This is a genomic window from Pseudoflavonifractor phocaeensis, assembly GCF_016901735.1.
In the GTDB taxonomy this organism is placed as follows: Bacteria; Bacillota; Clostridia; order Oscillospirales; family Oscillospiraceae; genus Pseudoflavonifractor_A.
This window is the reverse complement of the sequence record NZ_JACLZC010000008.1, coordinates 31,394-50,939: the sequence shown is the minus strand read 5'-3', so window position 1 is coordinate 50,939 and position 19,546 is coordinate 31,394. Positions and strand designations below refer to the sequence as shown.

The window sequence follows — 19,546 nt, the reverse complement described above, 5'->3', positions numbered from 1 at the left end:
TTTCCTCACTTACACGCCCAGCGTGCGCACCTCCAGCTCCAGGGTCACCCCGGTCTCCCGCAGCACCGTCTCGCGCACCCGCTCCACCAGCGCCAGCACATCGGCGCAGGTGGCGTTCCCCTGGTTGACCACGAAGCCCGCGTGGCGGATGGACACCTGGGCCCCGCCCACGGAAACGCCCTTTAAGCCGCACTCGTCGATGAGGGCGGCGGCGTAGTACCCCTCGGGACGCTTAAAGGTGCTGCCCGCGCTGGGTACGTCCAGGGGCTGCTTGAACCGGCGGCGCTGGCCCAGCGCGTCCATCTGGGCCTGGATGGCCCCGGGATCGCCGGGCTGAAGCTGAAGTTCCGCCGACAAAATGAGCCGCTTTTCATCGGAAAAGGCGCTGTGCCGGTAGGAAAAATCCTGGGCCTCGCCCGCGACCGTCTCCACGCGGCCGTCCCGGTCTAGCACCCGGGTGGAAACCACCACGTCCTTCATCTCGCCGCCGTAGGCCCCGGCGTTCATGGTCACCGCGCCGCCCACGCTGCCCGGGATGCCGTGGGCAAATTCCAGACCGGTGAGGGCGTTCTCCCGGGCAAACACCGCCAGCCGCGAGAGAAGCACGCCGCTTCCCACCCGGATGCCGGTCTCGCCCACCCGCTCCAGGGTGTCCAGTCCGCCCACCGCCTTGACGATGAAGCCGTCGTAACCCTCGTCGGAGACCAGCAGGTTGGAGCCGTTGCCCATAAAAAAGGGTTCTATCCCCAGTTGGGCGGCGCACTCCACCGCGGCAATGGCCTCCTCCTCCGACTTCGGGAGGGCCATCAGACGGGCGGGACCGCCGATGCGGAAGGAGGTATGGCGGAACATGGGTTCCTCTGCCCGCACCTCCAGCGCCGGACAGCGGGCCGACAGCTTCTCCTGCAAGGTTGTATAAAGATTCATAGCGTTTCCTCCTGAAACAAGTTGTATTTTCCCATTGGATTATAACATATTTTTATCTTTATTAGAATCCCCCTCACGGCAGCCCGAAGGCGTCGAACTGCTGCCGGGAACCGCGGTAGACGTTGAAATCGATCCGCTGCTGGTGGCCGTCGTAGCCCTCCAGATGGCCGGCATGGCTGTACTGCCAGAAATCCCAGTCCCACAGCAGAGGGCTGACCATGGGGCTGCTCATCCAGAGGGGGTAGTCGTCATACTTTCCGCCGGACAGATAGAGCTGATAGGAGCGGTAAGTGGCATAGAGGATGGGCTTTACCCCATAGCGTTCCTCCAGCGCCGCCAGAAGGGGGTCCAGAATGGCCTGGGCGCTCTCCCGGTCGGCGGGCTCCTCCAGATAGTCGCCGTAAAATTCAATATCGATCACCGGCGGCAGCGCCCCGTCGGTCACCGGCACGGCGGCAATGAAATTTTCCGCCTGCTGCTCCCCCGGGGTATCGTAGCTGAAAAAATGATAGGCGCCCGGCCGTACCCCGGCCGCCAGCGCTCCCGCCCAGTTCTCGGCAAAGCGTACATCCTGGAGGGAGCTGCCCTCGGTGGCCTTGATGAAGGCAAAATCCACCCCCTGGGCCGCCAGTGCTCCCCAGTCCACTCTGCCCTGATAGGTGGATACGTCCACCCCAAATACCTCCCACTCCTGGGGATGGCTCTCCTCCGGCAGAAGGATGTGGCCCCGCCAGCGCAGCAGCGCCACCGTACCGGCACACACCGCCGCCAATACCGCACAAAGTAAGATCAGCCGCAGCAGCAGCCTGCATATCTTTCTCAACATAGGGACATCTCCGTGTACTTTCCTGATATTCTTATACTATAATGCCCCCGGCTCCCTTTGGCAAGCCCCACCTTGTCCCATGGGACGAGCTGTGATAAACTAGGGAGGAAACCATTCTCTTTTTGCATTTTTTCAGAATTGGAGGGATTTTTATGTGTCCTGACCTCCCGCCCTTCCGTCCCATCGACCTCTCCGCCTGGCCCCGCCGGGACCATTTCGCCTACTACCGGGACACCCTGCCCTGCGGCTATTCCCTCACCTGCGCGCTGGATGTGACCCCTCTGCTGGACTTTGCCCATCAAAACGCTCTGCGCTTTTACGGCTGCCTTCTCTACGCCGTCTCCCGGACCGTCAACGAGATGGACGAGATGAAGCTGATGCTCACACCCCAGGGTATGCCCGGCATCTGGGAGACGGTCCATCCCAATTTTACCGTGTTCCATGAGGACGACCACACCTTCAGCGACCTGTGGTGTGCGTACGACGGGGATTTTTCCACCTTCTACCGGCACTTTACCGCCGCCGTGGAGCGGTACGGCGGCAACCACGGCGTCAAGGCCCGGCCCGGACAGCCGGCCAACTTCTTCTGCGTGAGCTGCGCTCCCTGGCTGGATTTTACCGGCTTTTCCACCTTCTCCGCCGGCGGGACCCCCAACCTCTTCCCCATCGTCACCTGCGGAAGGTACGCCCGGCAGGATGGACGCTATACCATGCCCGCCGCCCTCACCATCTCCCATGCCGCCGCGGATGGTTACCACGCCGGACAGTTCTTCCGGCGCCTTCAGGAAAACTGCCGCGCTTTCCCCCGATAAGCCCACCGGCAGCAGCGCTGCGGGACCCCTCCCGCAGCGCTCTTTCCCGCCGTTTTCACCGAAGCCGTCCGCAGCCGGCTGTTCCGGCCTGTTCTTTTCCAACCCTGTCCCCTTGTTTCCGTGCGGCGTTACCGCGGTCCGCCCTTTTGTCCTTCTGCCTGAAAAACGCTCCAATTTCCCCTGAAAATAAGGCACTTTTTCCTGCTCCATTCCTTCTGAAACGGAAATATCCCCTCATTTTTTGTCTGCCACTTGTAAAAAGCTGAAAAATGTACTATCATGTAGGATACAGCCAAATTTGCTGTTTTCTTTTTTATAATGTATTTGGGCACTGTGCCCGGTCACATCGTTCCATTTCTGGAAAGGGAATCAAACGACTATGAGTTTACGTATCGGCATCGACATCGGCTCCACTACCGTCAAGGTGGTGGTGCTGGACGAGGACAACAAGCTCCTCTTCCGCTCCTACGAGCGGCACTACTCCAAGACCCGGGAACGGGCCTGCGAGACCCTCCACTCCATCGAGGACATGCTAAAGGGCCAAAAGGTCCGGCTGGTCATCACCGGCTCCGCCGGTCTGGGCGTGGCCAAGGCCTCCGACATCGACTTTGTCCAGGAGGTCTATGCCACCGCCGCCGCCGTGCGGGAGTACTACCCCGACACCGACGCCGTCATCGAGCTGGGCGGCGAGGACGCCAAAATCATCTTCTTCGGCGGCGCCCTGGAGGAGCGGATGAACGGCTCCTGTGCCGGCGGTACCGGCGCGTTCATCGACCAGATGGCCACCCTGATGAACGTCAGCGTGGACGATCTGGACGCCCTCTCCCTCAAGCATGAGAAAATTTACCCCATCGCCTCCCGCTGCGGCGTCTTTGCCAAGAGCGACATCCAGCCCATCCTCAACCAGGGCGGGCGGAAGGAGGACGTGGCCGCCTCCATCTTCCAAGCCGTGGTGGACCAGACCGTGGCCGGCCTCACCCAGGGCCGGGAGTTAAAGGGCAAGATCGTCTTTTTGGGCGGCCCCCTTCACTTCCTCCAGGGCCTCCGCCAGCGCTTTGTGGAGACCCTCCACCTGGACGAGGAGCACGCCATCTTCCCCGAGGACGGCGACTGCTTCGCCGGCATCGGCGCGGCCCTCTGCGCCACCGATTATGAGGAGCGCCCCTTTGAGGAGGTCCTCAAGCTGCTGGAGGAGAGCGTGGACGCCCGCACCAGCGTGGACACCATGCCCCCCCTCTTCACCGACCAGAAGGATTACGACGCCTTCCTGGCCCGCCACAACGCCAACCATCCCCCCGAGGTGGATGTGAACACCTACGCCGGGCCCGCCTGGCTGGGCATCGACGCCGGCTCCACCACCACCAAAATGGCCCTCATCACGGCGGACGGCGGCCTGCTCTACACCTATTACCACTCCAACCAGGGCAACCCCGTGGCCATCGTGCTGGAGCAGCTGAAGAAAATCTACGCCCTGTGCGGCGACCGCATCCAGCTCAAGGGCGCCGCCGTCACCGGCTATGGCGAGGACCTCATCAAAAACGCCTTCTCCTGCGACCTGGGTCTGGTGGAGACGGTGGCCCACTACAACGCCGCCGCCCACTTCAACCCCGACGTGGATTTCATCATCGACATCGGCGGCCAGGATATGAAGTGCTTTAAGATTCGCAACGGCGCGGTGGACTCCATCATGCTCAATGAGGCCTGCTCCTCCGGCTGCGGCTCCTTTATCGAGACCTTCGCCAAGGCCCTGGGCTATGACATCGCCTCCTTCTCCAAGCTGGGCCTCTTCTCCCCCCATCCGGTGAATCTGGGCTCCCGCTGCACCGTGTTTATGAACTCCTCCGTCAAGCAGGCCCAGAAGGACGGCGCCAGTGTGGAGGACATTTCCGCCGGTCTCTCCATTTCCATCGTGAAAAACGCCGTCTATAAGGTCATCCGCGCCGCCAACGCCGACGATTTGGGCAAGCATATCGTGGTCCAGGGCGGCACCTTCCTCAACGACGCCGTCCTCCGCGCCTTTGAGCAGGAGCTGGACCGCAACGTCACCCGGCCCACCATCGCCGGCCTGATGGGCGCCTTCGGCGCGGCCCTGGCCGCCCGCAACCTCCATCTGGAAAAGAGCGCCATCCTGGACGCCAAGGCCCTGGAAACCTTCACCCACAGCGCAAAGCCGGTGACCTGCGGCCTGTGCACCAACCACTGCTCCCTCACCGTCAACCAGTTCGACGGCGGCCGGCGCTTTATCTCGGGCAACCGCTGCTCCCGCCCCCTGGGCAAGGAAAAGGTGGAAAACCCCGACCTGATGCGCTATAAATACCAAAAGCTCCGCGCCATGGCCGGCAAAGGGACCGGCACCGGCGCCCGGGGCCGGATCGGCATCCCCTTCGGCCTCAATATGTACGAAAACCTCCCCTATTGGTTCACCTTCTTCACCAAGCTCAACTTTGAGGTGGTCCTCTCCCCCGAGTCCTCCCGCAAGCTGTACATCAAGGGCCAGCATACCATCCCCTCCGATACGGTCTGCTATCCCGCCAAGCTCCTTCACGGCCACGTGGAGGCCCTGGTGGAGGAGGGGGTGGACGCCATCTGGTACCCCTGTATGTCCTACAACAACGACGAGGGCATCGGCGACAACCACTATAACTGTCCTGTGGTGGCCTACTACCCCGAGCTGCTGGCCGCTAACGTCCCCGCCCTGAAGGAAACCAAATTCCTCGACCCCTATGTGGGCCTGTGGCGGCACAAGGACTTTGCCAAGCGCATCTCCAAGCTCATGTCCGCCGAGTTCGGCATCCCGGAAAAGGAGACCAAGGCCGCCGTCAAGGCCGCCTATGAGGCCTATGACGCCTACGTGCAGGACGTGCGGGAGACCGGCCGGCAGTATGTGGAGTACGCCAGAGGGCACAACATGCCGGTGGTGGTCATCTGCGGCCGTCCCTACCACATCGACCCGGAGATCAACCACGGCATCAACGACCTTATCACCTCCTTCGGCTTTGTGCTGGTCACCGAGGACGCCCTCTCCTACCTGGAGGGCTACGCCCCCCGGAAGGTGCTCAACCAGTGGACCTTCCAGAGCCGCATGTACAACGCCGCCCGCTATGTCTGCACCCAGCCCGACATGCAGGTGGTGCAGCTGGTGAGCTTCGGCTGCGGCACCGACGCCATCACCACCGACGAGCTCCGCTCCATCCTGGAAGAGGGCGGCAAGCTCTACACCCAGCTGAAGATCGACGACATCAGCAATCTGGGTGCCGTCACCATCCGCATCCGCTCCCTCATGGCCGCCATGGAGGCCCGCAAGGACGCCGCGGAACACTAAGCCATCCTATTTTTCATTTTTGCCGAAAGGAACTTTGGTTTTATGGCAGAACTTGTTTACGATCAGACCGGCCGGCTTCTCTTCACCAAGGAGATGAAAAAAGAATATACCCTCCTGGTCCCCCAGATGCTGCCCGACCACTTCGCCATGCTGGTGCGCATCATGCAGAACGAGGGGTATAAAGTGGAGATGCTCAACACCACCGGCAAGGCCATCATTGACGCGGGCCAGAAGTACGTCCACAACGACGCCTGCTTCCCCGCCATCCTGGTCATCGGTCAGCTCATCTCCGCCGTGCAGAGCGGCAACTACGACCCCCACAAGGTGGCGCTGGTCATCACCCAGACCGGCGGCGGCTGCCGCGCCTCCAACTACATCCATATGCTCCGCAAGGCCCTGGAAAAGGCCGGTCTGGGCTTTGTGCCCGTCATCTCGGTGAATCTGTCCGGCCTGGAGCATAACCCCGGCTTCAAGCTCACCATCGGCTTTCTGCGCAAGGCCCTTTTCGCCGTCTACTACGGCGACGTTATCATGGCCGCCGCCAACCAGGTCCGGCCCTATGAGATCAACCCGGGCGACACCGACAAGGCCGTGGAGCACTGCCTGGACTTCCTCCTGGAGGACATGGCCCAGGGTAAGGGCATGACCTACAAGAGTATGCAGCGCAACTTCGACCGCATCCTCACCCACCTGAAAACCGTCCCCGTCACCGGCGAGCAGAAGGTCCGCGTGGGCGTGGTGGGCGAAATTTATGTGAAATATTCCCCCCTGGGCAACAACAACCTCAACGACTTCCTCCTGGCCGAGGGGGCCGAGCCGGTGGTACCCGGCCTGGTGGACTTCCTCATCTTCAAGATCTACAACCGGGATGTGGACGTGGACCTCTACGGCGGCAAGTGGATCAAGCAGGCGGTCTGCCGCTTTATGATGGACTACTGCAAAAAGTACCAGCACGCCATGATCGACGCCCTCAAGCGCAACGGCTTCCGGGCCCCCGGCGACTTTGACGACCTCCACCGCCTCATCAAGGGCTACCTGGGGGACGGCAACAAGATGGGCGAGGGCTGGCTCCTCACCGCCGAGATGCTGGAGCTCATCCACTCCGGCACCCCCAACATCGTCTGCACCCAGCCCTTCGGCTGCCTGCCCAACCACATCGTGGGCAAGGGTATGATCCGCCGGCTGAAGGACGACTATCCCAACTCCAACATCGTGGCCATCGACTACGACCCCGGCGCCACCAAAATCAACCAGGAAAACCGCATCAAGCTCATGCTGGCCAACGCCCGCGCTCTGGCCAAGGAGGCCGAAGAGACCCGCTCCGCGCCCCGCGAGACGGTGCAGGCGTGACCATGGAAGGCCTGCGCTTTGTTGACGCCGCCACGGAGGAACAGTTTCGGGCCATGAGCGCCATTCATGCCCGGGGCTGGCGCAAGACCTACCCCGGCCATGTGCCCGACGATTACCTCCGGGACGTGATTACCGAGGACCACTGGGTCCCCTATTTTCGGCAGGACTACGAGACGGGCCGGTGCCACGGCCTGCTGCTCTATCGGGCGGAAACACCGGTGGCCTGCTGCAATTACGGACCCATCCGGAGCGGTCCCAGCCCCCGGCAGAGCGAGGGGCTGGTGATCGACGCCGCCGGTTATGAGGGCTGGGGGGAGCTCATCTCCTTCTACACCGAACCGTCAGAAACCGGCCGGGGCTACGGCTCTCTCCTGATGACCGAGGCCCTGGCCCGGCTGAAGCGGGCCGGATATCCGGGCTGCGCCGTCTTTGTCCTGCGGGAAAACGACGGCGCCCGCCGGTTTTATGCCCGCCACGGCTTTGCCTGGGACGGCACTCACCAGGATATCCCCTTTCCCCATGATATGACCTGTGTGGACCTGCGCTACGTCCGCACACTATAAAAAATGCCCCGGACCGTTTTATGGAAAACGGTCCGGGGCTTCTTTGCCCTTTTGAGGGATTTAGTTCATCTGCTTGCGGCGGGAGAGGTTGATGGTGCCGTCCTGCATCTCGTTGACCCACTCCAGGCTCTTGCCGGTGCCCAGCGCCACGCAGGAGATGGCGTCGTCGGCCACATGGGTCTCGATGCCGGTGTGAGACTCGATGAGCTTGTCAAAGCCCCACAGCAGGGAGCCGCCGCCGGTCATCACGATGCCGTTGGTGGCGATGTCGGCCACCAGCTCGGGGGGCGTACGCTCCAGCACGCCGTGGATGGCCTCCAGAATGCGGGTAGCGGGCTCCTCGAAGGCCTCGATCATCTCGCTGGAGGTGACGGTAAAGACACGGGGCAGGCCGGTCATCAGACAGCGGCCGCGGATCTCCATGCTGGTCTCCTCGGGACGGGGGAACACGCAGCCGATCTTCATCTTCAGCTCCTCGGCGGTGCGGTCGCCGATGAGCACATTATGCTTGCGGCGGATATACTTCACAATGGCCTCGTCAAACTGGTCGCCGGCAATCTTGATGGAAGTGGACTCCACGATGCCGGAGAGAGAGATGACGGCGATGTCGCTGGTGCCGCCGCCGATGTCCACGATCATGTGGCCGTCAGGCTTGGCGATGTCGATGCCGGCGCCGATGGCGGCGGCCACGGGCTCCTCGATGAGGTAGACCCGGCGGGCGCCGGCCTGGATACCGGCGTCGATGACGGCGCGCTCCTCCACCTCGGTGATGCCGGAGGGAACGCAGATGATGATGCGGGGCTTGAAGAGCCGGAAGGAGGTCACCTTGCGGATGAACTCCTTGAGCATCTTCTCGGTCATGTCATAGTCGGAGATGACGCCCTCCCGCAGGGGACGAATGGCCACGATGTTGCCCGGGGTCTTTCCCAGCATCTCGCTGGCCTCGGTGCCCACCTTCAAAAGCTTGCCCGTATCCTTATGGAGGGCCACCACCGACGGCTCCTGGAGGACGATACCCTTCCCGGCCACATAGACCAGGATGGAGGCGGTGCCCAGATCGATTCCGATATCCTTGCTGAACATAGTTACACCTCAACGTAAAAATTCACATTTTCCCTGTATACAAACCCGATTTGGTGAAAGTGCATGGTAAATAGCTCCCTGCAATCTCTTATCATTATAAAGAGAACGCCTCCACATTTCAACCGTGTTTTTTCACAATTTTAGTCCTGTTTACCACCCTTAACGGGCACGCGCCAGCGTAGCGCCCACCACTTCCAGCGCACCCGCCGCCAGCAGGGTGCGGGCGCATTCCGAAAGGGTGGAGCCGGTGGTCACCACGTCGTCGATGAGGAGCACCCGGCGGCCCTCCACCAGCTCCGGGTCCACCGCCGCGTAGGCGTTTTTCACATTGGCCGCTCTGGCCGCGTCGGCCACCAGACCGGACTGGGCGTCCACATGGCGCACCTTCCGCAGGGTCTCCACCGCCACGTCGCCCAGCTCCAGCGCCGTGGCCGTAGCCAGCAGAAAGGCCTGATCGTAGCCCCGCTCCTTCCGGCGCTTGTCCGACAGGGGCACCCAGGAGATCACGTCATACCGGCCCGTCAGGTGGGTGCGCACCGCCCCCGCCACCAGCTTGCCGTAGGCGCCCGAATAGCCCCGCCGGCCGCCGAATTTGTACCGCCGGATGGAGTCGCGGACCGGGCCCTCATACCGCAGGGGGGAGACCACCTGGGAACAGTCGCCCGCCGTCCGCACGGCCTTCTCGCCGGCCAGCCACGGCAGATGGCCCGCGCAGTGGACGCACACCTCCCGCTCGCCGGGTCGGAGAGGCTTTGCGCAGAAAACACATTTTGGGGGAAAGAAAAGGTCCAGCAGGACCCGCACCGGCCCGCTCATAACAGCTCCTCCTCATGGATGGCGCCATGCTCCTGTTCAAACTCCCGCACACACTTCTGGATGAGATAGTAAACCTGTCCATTCAAGGTACGGCCCTCATACTCGGCGATGTAGTGGAGCTTCCGGTGTACTTGGGGACTGATCCGAAGACCCAGATGCTTGATCTCTCTGTTCATCCTATCATGCCCTTCATCGCGTGCAATCGCACGCATTTTATGTATATCCTATGGAATCTTTTTTCCGCTTGGGGAGAAAAGCGTGCAATCGCACGCTTAAAATTCCTGTCCCAGCCGCCAGCGCAGCCCGGAATAGCGCCGCTGCTGCCGGTCGTTGGCCGTCATCCGCGCCACCACCTGGTCCTCCCCCACCAGGATGAGCAGCTCCCGGGCACGGGTGATGGCGGTATAGAGCACCCCCCGGGTGAGCAGCATGGGGGGGCCGTCGCACACCGACAGAATCACCGCCCGGTATTCGCTGCCCTGGGACTTGTGCACTGTGATGGCGTAGGCCGGCTCCAGCTCCAGGAGCATATCGGGGCTATACTCCACCAGACGGCCGTCAAAGTCCACGGTGATGACCTCGTTCCGGTTGTCGATGGAGGTAATCCGGCCAATATCCCCATTAAAAATCCCCATGCCTACGGCGGAACCGTCCTTTTCCTGCCACATCACGTCGTAGTTGTTGCGCACCTGCATGACCCGGTCGCCCTCCCGGAAGATATACTCCCCGAAGCGGCGCTCCGCCCGGTCCGCCGAGGGGGGATTCACCGCCGCCTGGAGGGCCCGGTTCAGCGCGGCGGTGCCGGCGGTGCCCCGCCGGGTGGGCGAGAGGACCTGGATCTGGTCGGGCGGGATGCCCAGATTGCGGGGCAGACGCCGTTCCACCAGCTCCACGATGGTCTCCGCCGTGCGGACGCTGTCCCGCCGCCGGAGAAAGAAGAAGTCGCTGCTGGTATTGTCCAGCGGCGGACAGATCCCCCGGTTGACGCTGTGGGCGTTGCGCACGATGGCGCTCTGGGCCGCCTGACGGAAGATCTCGGTCAGGCGCACCATGGGCAGCACCCCGCTGCGGATCAGATCGGCAAAGAGGCTCCCCGGTCCCACCGACGGCAGCTGATCCGGGTCGCCCACCAGCACCAGCCGGCAGTCCAGCCGCAGGGCCGAGAGAAGGGCCCGCATCAGGGGCACGTCCACCATGGAGGTCTCGTCCACGATGACCGCGTCCACTTTTAAGGGGTCCTGCTCGTCGTGGGCAAAGACCAGCCTGCCGGTATGGGGGTCGAACTGGGTCTCCAGCAGGCGGTGAATGGTGGCCCCCTCCACGCCGCACAGCTCGCCCAGACGCTTGGCAGCCCGGCCGGTGGGCGCCGCCAGGGCGGTCTCCAGCCCCAAAACGTCGAAAAGCGCCAGCACCCCTCTGAGAGAGGTGGTCTTGCCGGTGCCCGGTCCGCCGGTGAGGAGCATCACCTGCCGCCGGGCGGCCAGGGCCACCGCCTCCCGCTGCTGGGGCGCGTAGACGATGCCCTGGGCGTTCTGGATGCCTTCTATGATGTCGTCCAGGCCGTCGGGCGGCAGCAGCTCCCGGCGGCTCATCTCCCCCAGCACGTCGGCCACATAGGTCTCCGCCTCCTGGAGCTCCGCCAGATAGCAGGCGTCCTCCCCCGCTACCCGCTCCTCCACCACTTCTCCCCGCTCCGTCAGGGCGTCCAGACCGTCGGACAGGCGCTCCGGCTCCACCCCCAGCAGCTGGGCCGTGGCGGGCAGAAGCTTGCGGCGGGGCAAAAAGGTGTGGCCGTTGTTCAGGTTGTGCTGGAGCTCAAAGAGCAGGCCCGCCTCGATGCGCTGGGGGTCCTCCCCGTCCAGTCCCGCCGCCAGCGCCAGGGTATCGGCGGTGGAAAAATCCACGCCAAACTCCGGGTCCACCAGGAGATAGGGATTTTCCCTTAACGTCTCCAGGGCCCGGTCGCCGTAGCGGCGGTAAAGGGGGATGGCCAGCTTGAGCTCTACCCCGTTTTCCCCCAAAAATTCCAGCAGCCGGCGCATCCCCATCTGGAGGCGGAATGCCTCCCCCATGGCCAGGGCTTTTTTCCGGGTGATGCCCCGGATGCGCGTCAGCCGCTCCGGCTCCTCCTCCAGCACATGGAGGGCGTCGGCGCCGAATTCCTCCACCATCCGCCGGGCGGTGGCCGCTCCAATGCCCTTCACCGCCCCGGAGGCCAGGTATTCATAGACCGCCTTCTCGCCGGCGGGCATCCGGCGCTCCACCACCTCGGCCTTGAACTGCTCCCCGTAGGAGGCGTGGCGCATCCACTGGCCGGTGACCGCGATTTCCTCGCCCGGGGCGATGCCGGGCATACAGCCCACCACCGTGAGGCCGCCTTCTCCCGCGTCCACCCGCAGCACTGTATAGCCGTTTTCCTCGTTTTGATAGATCACGGCCTCTACCGTACCCTCGATGCGGTTTTGTCCTTCCCCCTGCTCCAAGCCATTCCCTTCCTTTTCTCAGACTCCGTTCCGCAGCCGCTCGCCCAGCTCGCCCAGCGGGCATACCTCCACGCCGTACCGGCGTTCCAGACCCGCGGCGATCTCCCGGCCCCGCAGATCCAGGCCCATGTCCGCGATGTAAATGCGGGGCCGTACGCCCCCCAGCCCCTCCAGCCACAGCAGCGCCTTGACCTGCTGCTCCAGCATACCGCCGCCGCCCTTTCCGGGCAAAACCGCGTAAACCGCGCCCGTCCACGGGCCGGGCAGCAGCAGCCGTCCAAAGCACAGCCACGCCAGCGCCAGCAGTCCGGCCGCCGCCAGCAGCGCCAGCGCCGCCTGGGCAATGGTCTCCATATGCCCTCACCTCCGGACCATCCTATGCCGACCGGGCAAAAACGGTCCCTTACAGGATGGTCACCTGGACCACATAGGTCAAAAAGGTGACCACGCAGCCGGCAATGGCCACCCCGCTGAACAGGGCGGGCACCGCCTTGCGCAAAGGCATATCCAAAAAGGCCGCCACCAGCGCGCCGGTCCATCCGCCGGTGCCGGGCAGCGGGATGGCCACGAAAATGGTCAGGCCCAAATATTTATAGCGGGTCACCTTCGCCCCCTTCAGGTGGGCCTTTTTCTCCATCTTATCCACCAGGGAATTGAGCTTAGGCAGACGGCGGCGCATCCACAGAAAAATGCGCCGGATATAGACCACGATAAAGGGCAGCGGGATCACGTTGCCCAAAATACTGGCCAGCATGGCCGTGCCCGGCGACAGCCCCAGCGCCACGCCGAAGGGGATGGCGCCGCGCAGCTCGATGATGGGCACCATGGCCACCAGCATGGTAAAAACAAACTCGCCGCCCTGATTGGCGGTGAGCCACTCCAAAAGTTCCAAAATGGTTTCTCTCCTTCACGATGCAATGTCCACATATGGCAGAGATTATTGTATCATATTCTCCCGCCATATCCTATTAAAATATTTCTTAAAATTGGGGCTTTTTCCGTGCAAAAAGCCGCCGGAGGCGGTTTCCTCCGGCGGCTGGGGCAAAAGCGCGGACTGAGATCAGAGATCCGCCGACATGGCCTGGGCCATCAGCGCCTCCAGGGATACCTCCTGGGCGCCGGCGGGCAGGCCGGTCTCCGGGGCCTTGGTGGTGGCGGATACGGACATGGCAAAGTCCATCTTCATCTCCATCCCGGTGGTGGGCTCGGACATGGTCATGGTCATGTCCACCTTGGTGGTGGAGGCGGTGATGTCATACGTCACGGCAGTCCCCGCCGCGGACATGGTCATGTCCATGGAGATGTCCCGAAGCTTGTCTCCGTCCATGCGGATCACGGTTTTGGTTTCCATGGCCATCCCCATCTGGGCGCCCTCGTAGACGGCGGTATAGGTGTCCCCCGAACGGGTGAACGCCGCATCCTGGAAGAGGCACGCATACATCCGCACCGTGGACGCCAGGCTCTGAGCCACGGCGGCGTTGTCCAGGGTGCCGGTGAGCATCTGGTCCAGCAGATCCTCCATGGTGACGGTCTGGGCGGCGGTCAGGCCGGTGAGGCCCAGGCCGCTCAGGTCCAGGCTATACCAGGTGTTTTCCGTCACTCCCTGCTCGGCCAGGAACTCGGCCAGGATGGGCACATTAAAATAGCAGCTGCCCTGATCCAAATCCATCCGCATGGCAAAGGAGGCGTCCTTCAGGATATCCTCCATATAATCCCGGACGGCGTCGGCCTGGGCCTCGGTGACGCCCAGGTCCTCGGCGGTCATCTCCTGGGCCAGGGCGGAGAGATCCATGGACATGGCCAGATCCATGGCGGTCTGGCTGGCCACGCCGGAGACTTCGCCGGTCATGTCGTAGGTCCCGTCCGCGCCCATGTTCATGCTGATGCGAAAGTCACCGTCCAGAGCCTGATTGCCTTGGGGCTTTTCCTGGCCGGCGATGGCGGCGTTCATGATCTCAAAGGTGGCGTCGCCGATGAGTCCCTCCGGGTCCAGAATGAGGACAGTCTGGGCCGCCTGATCCCAGCCCACGTTGCAGCCGAAGGCCTCGGCGGCAAAACGGATGGGGACATAAGTACGGTTGTTCTTCACATAGGGAGCCACGTCCATGGAGACGGTGCGGGTGGAGGTCCCCTCCTGCACGGTGACGGCGGTGCTGCCCAGCTGCATGGTAATCGTGGTGTCGCCCCGGACGGCGGTAACGGTGGTGTCATGCCAATCCACCGTGGCGCCCATGGCCTCAAAGACCGCCCGGAAGGGCAGGAAGGTCCGCTGATCCTTGACCTCCGGCACCGCGTCGATAAAGGTCACATTGGACCCGTCCAGCTGCACGGCGATGCCGGCGGTCTCACCGGCCGCCAGAGCGGGGGCGGACAGGGACAGGCTCAGCACCAGGGCCGTTCCCACGGCCAGCAGGCGTTTCCATCCAAACTTCATACCGATTCCTCCTTGTTTCTTCGCCGCGCACGGAGCACGGCTGGTTGTCCACCATGTTAACACGGCAACGTAAAAAATACAATGGAGCCAAGCTACTTTTAAGAAATTTTTTATGAGAAAGGGCGGACCGCCCCAGACGGTCCGCCCTTCACCGGCCATCAAAGCACGGCGATTACGTTGTACATCAGGAAAAAGTGGCAGATGCTGCCCAAAACGATAAACACATGGAAAATCTCGTGGCAGCCGAAGCGGGGATTGTTCCGGCCCGGCCACTTGACCGCGTAGAGCACGCCGCCGATGGAGTAGAGCACGCCGCCGGCCAGCAGCCAGAGAAAGCCCTCCAGGGGCAGCACCTGCAAAAGGGGATAAATGGCCAGCACCGACAGCCAGCCCATGAAGAGGGCCAGACCGGCGGTGACCCACCGGGGGGCGTTGATCCACAGCAGGGCCGCCGCCAGGCCCAGAACGGTCAGCGCCCAGATGACGGCGATGATCCCCCAGCCCCAGGCGCCAAAGGTGCGCAGCGGCACCATGCAGATGGGGGTATAGGACCCGGCAATCAGGAGGAAAATAGAACAGTGGTCGTATTTCCGCAGCGCCACCCGGCCCTTTACGCTGGTGTTGACGCAGTGATAGAGGGTACTGGCCGTATAAAGTCCGATCATGGACAGACCGTAAATCAAAAAGGACGCCCAGTGCCACACATCCAGCCCCAGCAGGGCGCTGCGCACCAGAAGCGCCGCCGTACCCACCACCGCCAGCGCGGCTCCTACCCCGTGGGTAATGGCCGACCAGGGCCGCAGTCCGTCATAGGGGTCCCGGCCCTTCTCCTCGGGCCGGCGCCGGCGGGTCCCTTCCCCCGCCAAATGGCGATACCAGAAAGTACCGCGCAATGCCTGTTCATGATTCATATGACTCACCAGATTCTTTCAGATTATAGGATTGTATGCCTTTCCTGTGGTGACAGTATAACACCAACCTTATAATCTAGTCAAGATAAATTTATAATATAATATTAAAAATTAGATTACAGGATACAGTCCACTTCCCCCTCAGTATCTCTCCTCCCTTCCTTCTTTATGCCCCAGGCCGTCAAACGGTGATTGACAAAATTCTGTCCGGCTTATATGATAAGAACGTCAAAAAATGTCGGCTCCGCCGGCCTATCCTCAAGAAATCAGGTGATTCCCATGAAAACGCCCTTTGTCACCCTGGAGCAGCTCCAGGCCATTACCGCCCAATATCCCACCCCCTTCCACCTCTATGACGAGAAGGGAATCCGGGAAAACGCCCGGCGCCTCAGGGCCGCCTTTGCCTGGAACCCCGGCTTCAAGGAATACTTTGCCGTCAAGGCCACCCCCAACCCCGCCATTTTGAAGATCCTCCGGGAGGAGGGCTGCGGCACCGACTGCTCCTCCCTCACCGAGCTGATGATGAGCGACCGCTGCGGCTTCCAGGGCAGTGAGATCATGTTCTCCTCCAACGACACCCCCGCCGAGGAATTCGTCCTGGCCGACCGGCTGGGCGCCACCATCAACCTGGACGACTTCACCCACATCGACTTTCTGCAGGAGACCATCGGCCACATTCCCCAGAAAATCTCCTGCCGCTACAATCCCGGCGGCACCTTCTCCATCGGCGCTTCCAAGGAGGGCTTCCAGGTCATGGACAACCCCGGCGAGGCCAAGTACGGCTTTACCCGCGCCCAGCTCACCGAGGGCTTCCGCAAGCTCAAGGCCATGGGCGCCAAGTGCTTCGGCATCCACGCCTTCCTGGCCTCCAACACCCTGTCCAACGAGTACTATCCCACCCTGGCCGGCATCCTCTTCCAGACCGCCGTGGAGCTCAAGGAAGAGACCGGCTGTGAGATCACCTTTATCAACCTGTCCGGCGGTGTGGGCGTGCCCTACAAGCCCGACCAGCCCGCCAACGACATCGCCGCCATCGGCGAGGGGGTGCGCCGCAAGTTCGAGGAGATTTTGGTCCCCGCCGGCATGGGCAATGTGGCCATCTTCACCGAGCTGGGCCGCTTCATGCTGGCCCCCTACGGCTGTCTGGTGACCAGAGCCACCCACGAAAAGCACACCTATAAGGAGTATATCGGGGTGGACGCCTGCGCCGCCAATCTGATGCGCCCCGCCATGTACGGCGCGTATCACCACATCACCGTCATGGGCAAGGAAAACGCCCCCTGCGACCACAAGTACGACGTCACCGGCTCCCTGTGCGAAAATAACGACAAGTTCGCCATCGACCGGATGCTTCCCAAAATCGACAAGGGCGACTTGCTGGTCATCCACGACACCGGCGCCCACGGCTTCTCCATGGGCTACAACTATAACGGCCGGCTCCGCTCGGCGGAGGTCCTCCTCCAGTCCGACGGCTCCACCCGCCTCATCCGCCGGGCCGAGACGCCGGACGATTACTTCGCCACCCTCATCTGGTAATTGGCAATCCGTTCCGTAAGAACGGCCGGGCGACCCCTGTGACCGCCCGCATGACTGTGAAAAGCTCCGCCTCCCGTTTCAGCCGCGGGAGGCGGAGCTTTTTCATTACGTACCGGATTTCAGACCCTTGCTGGCCACACCGTGGTAGATGGGCTTCCACTCCACCTTGCGCACCAGCGCGGAGAGGGAGATGGGCACATAGGTCAGCATGAAGATGGGGAAGGTGAAGAGATAGAGCACCTTGTGTCTGGCGGGGATCTGGATCTGCTTCCACTCGGTGATGAGGGTGGCCGCGCCGAACACAAAGAGGCCCAGATAGAAGTTCACCACCGCCATGACCAGGAAATTCACCGTCTCGTCGATGATGAGGGCGGCGATGTAGGGGGGCTCGCTGAGGCAGGCCACCAGGATGATGGCGTTGAACACAATGCCCAGCAGGGTGAGCAGCATACCGGGGGCCACCGTCATGAGCATGTCGTAGCAGGCAAAGCCCTTGCGGCCGCCCTTGAAGCAGCCCTTCACCAGACCGGCGGTGTACTTGGCGTCCACCTGGTAGAACCCCTTGGACCAGCGCAGCCGCTGATCCCAGGACTGGCGGAAGGTGGTAGGCTGCTCGTCGTAGATGACCGCCTTGTCGCAGTAGCCGATGGTCTTGCCCTCCAGGGCGCAGTTGACGGAGAACTCGATGTCCTCGGTGAGCAGGTGATAGGGCCAGCCGCCCTTCTCCCGGATCACGTCGCCGGAGATGAGGAAGCCGGTGCCGGACACGGCGCAGCTGCCGCCCACCTGCATCCGGGCGAAGTTGAGGAAACGGGCTTCCCGCAAAAACCACAGGCCGTAGCCGGCGGAGATCCAGTTCTCGCCAAAGTTCTTGGAGTTGCGGTAGCAGGTGATGGCCGCGTATTTGCCCGAATCAAAGGTCCGGTTCATCTCGGCCACAAAGTTGGGGTCCACATGGTTATCCGCGTCAAAGATGAAATAGCCCTCATAGTCGTCCCGTCCCTCGGCGTGGAGGCGGCGGAAGAGGTAGTCCATGGCGTAGCCCTTGCCCACCTGGACCTTGTTGAACCGCTCGTAGACGAAGGCGCCGGCGGCCCGGGACACGGCGGCGGTGTTGTCGGTGCAGTTGTCGGCCACCACATAGATGTCCAGCAGCTCCGACGGGTAGCGCTGTTCTTTCAGACTGCGGATCAGTCCGCCGATGACGTTGGCCTCATTGCGGGCCGAGATGACCACCGCGAAGCGGTGCTGGGTGCTGGCGATGGTGTGGTCGGGCCGGTTGCGGCGGATGAACCCGATGAACAGGTAGACCAGCTGATAGGCGTAGGCCGCCGTCAGCACCACCGCAATGGTCAGATTGAAATATTCGATGAAACGAAGCATATACACTCCTCGATTCCAACATACGGGACCTTACGGCCCGTATCCTAGCTTGTGTGTCTGCCGCATGGGGCACCCCCATGCTCGGAATGTAATGATACCATCTTCCGAAAATATTACAAGTGTTTTACTCAACAATTAATGAAATGTTAATCAAATCTTTTTAATTCATTTACACCAAAACAATGAAAGGGAGTATCTTAACAAAAACAGGCGGTTTTCTCTGAAACCAAACCGAATCAGAAAAAACCGCCTGTTTTTGAATTGTTAAGAAATTGTTACATACCCGCTGGACGCCGCCACAGGTCCTCCAGCCATTCCCCGGCCAGGTCCATCCAGCCGGCGCACCGGGGCTGTAAGCCGCGGCCATCCGCGCTCACGGTCAGCGGACCGGCGGTGCCCAGGCCGTGCTGGCCCACGGCGTAAAGATGGAGCTCCACCGATACCCCCGCCTTCCGCAGCGCCAGAGCCAGCAGCAGGCTGTTTTCCGGCGGGACGCTGGTGTCCTCCCCGCCGTGCCACAAAAAGGTGGGCGGAAAGGCGGACGTGATCCGCTGCTCCAGGGAAAATTCCCCCCGCCGGGCCGCATACGCCTCCCCCAGCAGGTTGCGGAAACTCTCGTCGTTGCGCAGCGGTCCGGCGGTCACCACCGGATAGCTGAGGATCAGGGCGTTGGGCCGCCGATCCTCCGCCCCCCGCCCCAGAAGCCGGGTGAGCCATTCCTCCTGCCAGAAGGCCCCCAGGCAGGCCGCCAGATGTCCGCCGGCCGAGGAGCCCTGCACCACGATCCGCGCCGGGTCCACGTACCACTCCGCCGCCCGGTCCCGCAGGAGGATCACCGCCCGGGCCAGCTCCAGCAGGGCGGCGGGAAAGCGGGCCGGCGCCACCGAGTAGCGCAGCACCGCCGCATGGCAGCCCATGGCCAGGAATTTGACCGCCATACCCTCCCCCTCCCGGTCGGAGGTCATGCGGTAGGCGCCGCCCGGACACAGCAGCACCACGGGCCGCAGCCGTCCGTCGTAGAGCTCCGTGGAATTGTCCCACAGGTAGAGGGTCAGGGACGCCTTTTCCCCCATTGTAATGGTCTCACAGCGCATAAAAAT

17 protein-coding genes are annotated in these 19,546 nt (G+C 62.5%); 5 read left to right on the top strand and 12 right to left on the bottom strand.

Annotated features, from left to right (window positions below; genetic code table 11):
• Positions 1 to 9: 9 nt before the first annotated feature.
• Together murB and H7U37_RS03210 are read right to left on the bottom strand one after the other, a co-directional pair.
• Positions 10 to 927, bottom strand: coding sequence for a UDP-N-acetylmuramate dehydrogenase (gene murB, locus H7U37_RS03215; protein WP_204873549.1), 918 nt, complete (start codon positions 925 to 927; stop codon positions 10 to 12).
• 73 nt (positions 928 to 1,000) lie between these two features.
• Positions 1,001 to 1,753 (bottom strand): glycoside hydrolase family 25 protein, encoded by a 753-nt coding sequence (locus tag H7U37_RS03210; protein ID WP_243414212.1) that lies wholly within the window; start codon positions 1,751 to 1,753, stop codon positions 1,001 to 1,003.
• Between the two features lie 152 nt (positions 1,754 to 1,905).
• Here H7U37_RS03210 and H7U37_RS03205 point away from each other — a divergent pair, with 152 nt between their 5' ends.
• From H7U37_RS03205 to H7U37_RS03190, 4 genes are all read left to right on the top strand, one after another.
• On the top strand, positions 1,906 to 2,565 hold the full coding sequence (locus tag H7U37_RS03205; RefSeq protein ID WP_204873547.1) for a chloramphenicol acetyltransferase: 660 nt from the start codon (positions 1,906 to 1,908) through the stop codon (positions 2,563 to 2,565).
• A gap of 379 nt (positions 2,566 to 2,944) precedes the next feature.
• Positions 2,945 to 5,887 carry an acyl-CoA dehydratase activase gene (locus tag H7U37_RS03200; RefSeq protein WP_204873545.1) on the top strand — a complete coding sequence of 981 codons (2,943 nt, stop codon included), beginning with the start codon at positions 2,945 to 2,947 and terminating at the stop codon, positions 5,885 to 5,887.
• A gap of 42 nt (positions 5,888 to 5,929) precedes the next feature.
• Positions 5,930 to 7,237 carry a 2-hydroxyacyl-CoA dehydratase gene (locus H7U37_RS03195; protein WP_204873543.1) on the top strand — a complete coding sequence of 436 codons (1,308 nt, stop codon included), beginning with the start codon at positions 5,930 to 5,932 and terminating at the stop codon, positions 7,235 to 7,237.
• Positions 7,238 to 7,239: 2 nt separating this feature from the next.
• Entirely contained in the window at positions 7,240 to 7,800 is a 561-nt protein-coding gene (locus tag H7U37_RS03190; RefSeq protein ID WP_204873589.1) for a GNAT family N-acetyltransferase, read from the top strand.
• Positions 7,801 to 7,860: 60 nt separating this feature from the next.
• On the opposite strand, the gene mreB is transcribed toward H7U37_RS03190, so the two are convergent.
• The 8 genes from mreB to trhA all read right to left on the bottom strand — a co-directional run bounded on the left by mreB (position 7,861) and on the right by trhA (position 15,527).
• Positions 7,861 to 8,883, bottom strand: a complete 1,023-nt coding sequence (gene mreB, locus H7U37_RS03185; protein WP_204873541.1) for a rod shape-determining protein — start codon at positions 8,881 to 8,883, stop codon at positions 7,861 to 7,863.
• Between the two features lie 159 nt (positions 8,884 to 9,042).
• Positions 9,043 to 9,699 carry a ComF family protein gene (locus H7U37_RS03180; RefSeq protein WP_204873539.1) on the bottom strand — a complete coding sequence of 219 codons (657 nt, stop codon included), beginning with the start codon at positions 9,697 to 9,699 and terminating at the stop codon, positions 9,043 to 9,045.
• On the bottom strand, positions 9,696 to 9,875 hold the full coding sequence (locus H7U37_RS03175; RefSeq protein WP_204873537.1) for a type II toxin-antitoxin system antitoxin: 180 nt from the start codon (positions 9,873 to 9,875) through the stop codon (positions 9,696 to 9,698). Before H7U37_RS03175 ends, H7U37_RS03180 begins: the two co-directional genes overlap by 4 nt.
• Positions 9,876 to 9,971: 96 nt before the next feature.
• Positions 9,972 to 12,182 (bottom strand): SF1B family DNA helicase RecD2, encoded by a 2,211-nt coding sequence (recD2, locus tag H7U37_RS03170; RefSeq protein WP_204873535.1) that lies wholly within the window; start codon positions 12,180 to 12,182, stop codon positions 9,972 to 9,974.
• A gap of 18 nt (positions 12,183 to 12,200) precedes the next feature.
• On the bottom strand, positions 12,201 to 12,536 hold the full coding sequence (locus H7U37_RS03165; protein WP_204873533.1) for a hypothetical protein: 336 nt from the start codon (positions 12,534 to 12,536) through the stop codon (positions 12,201 to 12,203).
• Positions 12,537 to 12,585: 49 nt separating this feature from the next.
• Positions 12,586 to 13,074: a COG2426 family protein gene (locus H7U37_RS03160; protein ID WP_338049762.1), complete on the bottom strand. Its 489-nt coding sequence runs from the start codon at positions 13,072 to 13,074 to the stop codon at positions 12,586 to 12,588.
• Positions 13,075 to 13,242: 168 nt separating this feature from the next.
• On the bottom strand, positions 13,243 to 14,616 hold the full coding sequence (locus H7U37_RS03155) for a copper amine oxidase N-terminal domain-containing protein (RefSeq protein ID WP_204873531.1): 1,374 nt from the start codon (positions 14,614 to 14,616) through the stop codon (positions 13,243 to 13,245).
• A 158-nt stretch (positions 14,617 to 14,774) separates the two neighbouring features.
• On the bottom strand, positions 14,775 to 15,527 hold the full coding sequence (trhA, locus tag H7U37_RS03150) for a PAQR family membrane homeostasis protein TrhA (RefSeq protein ID WP_204873529.1): 753 nt from the start codon (positions 15,525 to 15,527) through the stop codon (positions 14,775 to 14,777).
• Positions 15,528 to 15,806: 279 nt separating this feature from the next.
• Here trhA and H7U37_RS03145 point away from each other — a divergent pair, with 279 nt between their 5' ends.
• A complete protein-coding gene (locus tag H7U37_RS03145) occupies positions 15,807 to 17,063 on the top strand; it encodes a diaminopimelate decarboxylase (protein WP_204873585.1) in 1,257 nt (418 codons plus the stop codon).
• A 105-nt stretch (positions 17,064 to 17,168) separates the two neighbouring features.
• Here H7U37_RS03145 and H7U37_RS03140 read toward each other — a convergent pair whose 3' ends face one another.
• Both H7U37_RS03140 and H7U37_RS03135 read right to left on the bottom strand, forming a co-directional pair.
• Positions 17,169 to 18,446 carry a glycosyltransferase family 2 protein gene (locus tag H7U37_RS03140; protein ID WP_207751935.1) on the bottom strand — a complete coding sequence of 426 codons (1,278 nt, stop codon included), beginning with the start codon at positions 18,444 to 18,446 and terminating at the stop codon, positions 17,169 to 17,171.
• A gap of 275 nt (positions 18,447 to 18,721) precedes the next feature.
• The gene (locus H7U37_RS03135; protein ID WP_204873527.1) at positions 18,722 to 19,540 is read right to left on the bottom strand and encodes an alpha/beta hydrolase; all 819 of its coding nucleotides are present in this window, start codon (positions 19,538 to 19,540) and stop codon (positions 18,722 to 18,724) included.
• Positions 19,541 to 19,546: the final 6 nt, after the last annotated feature.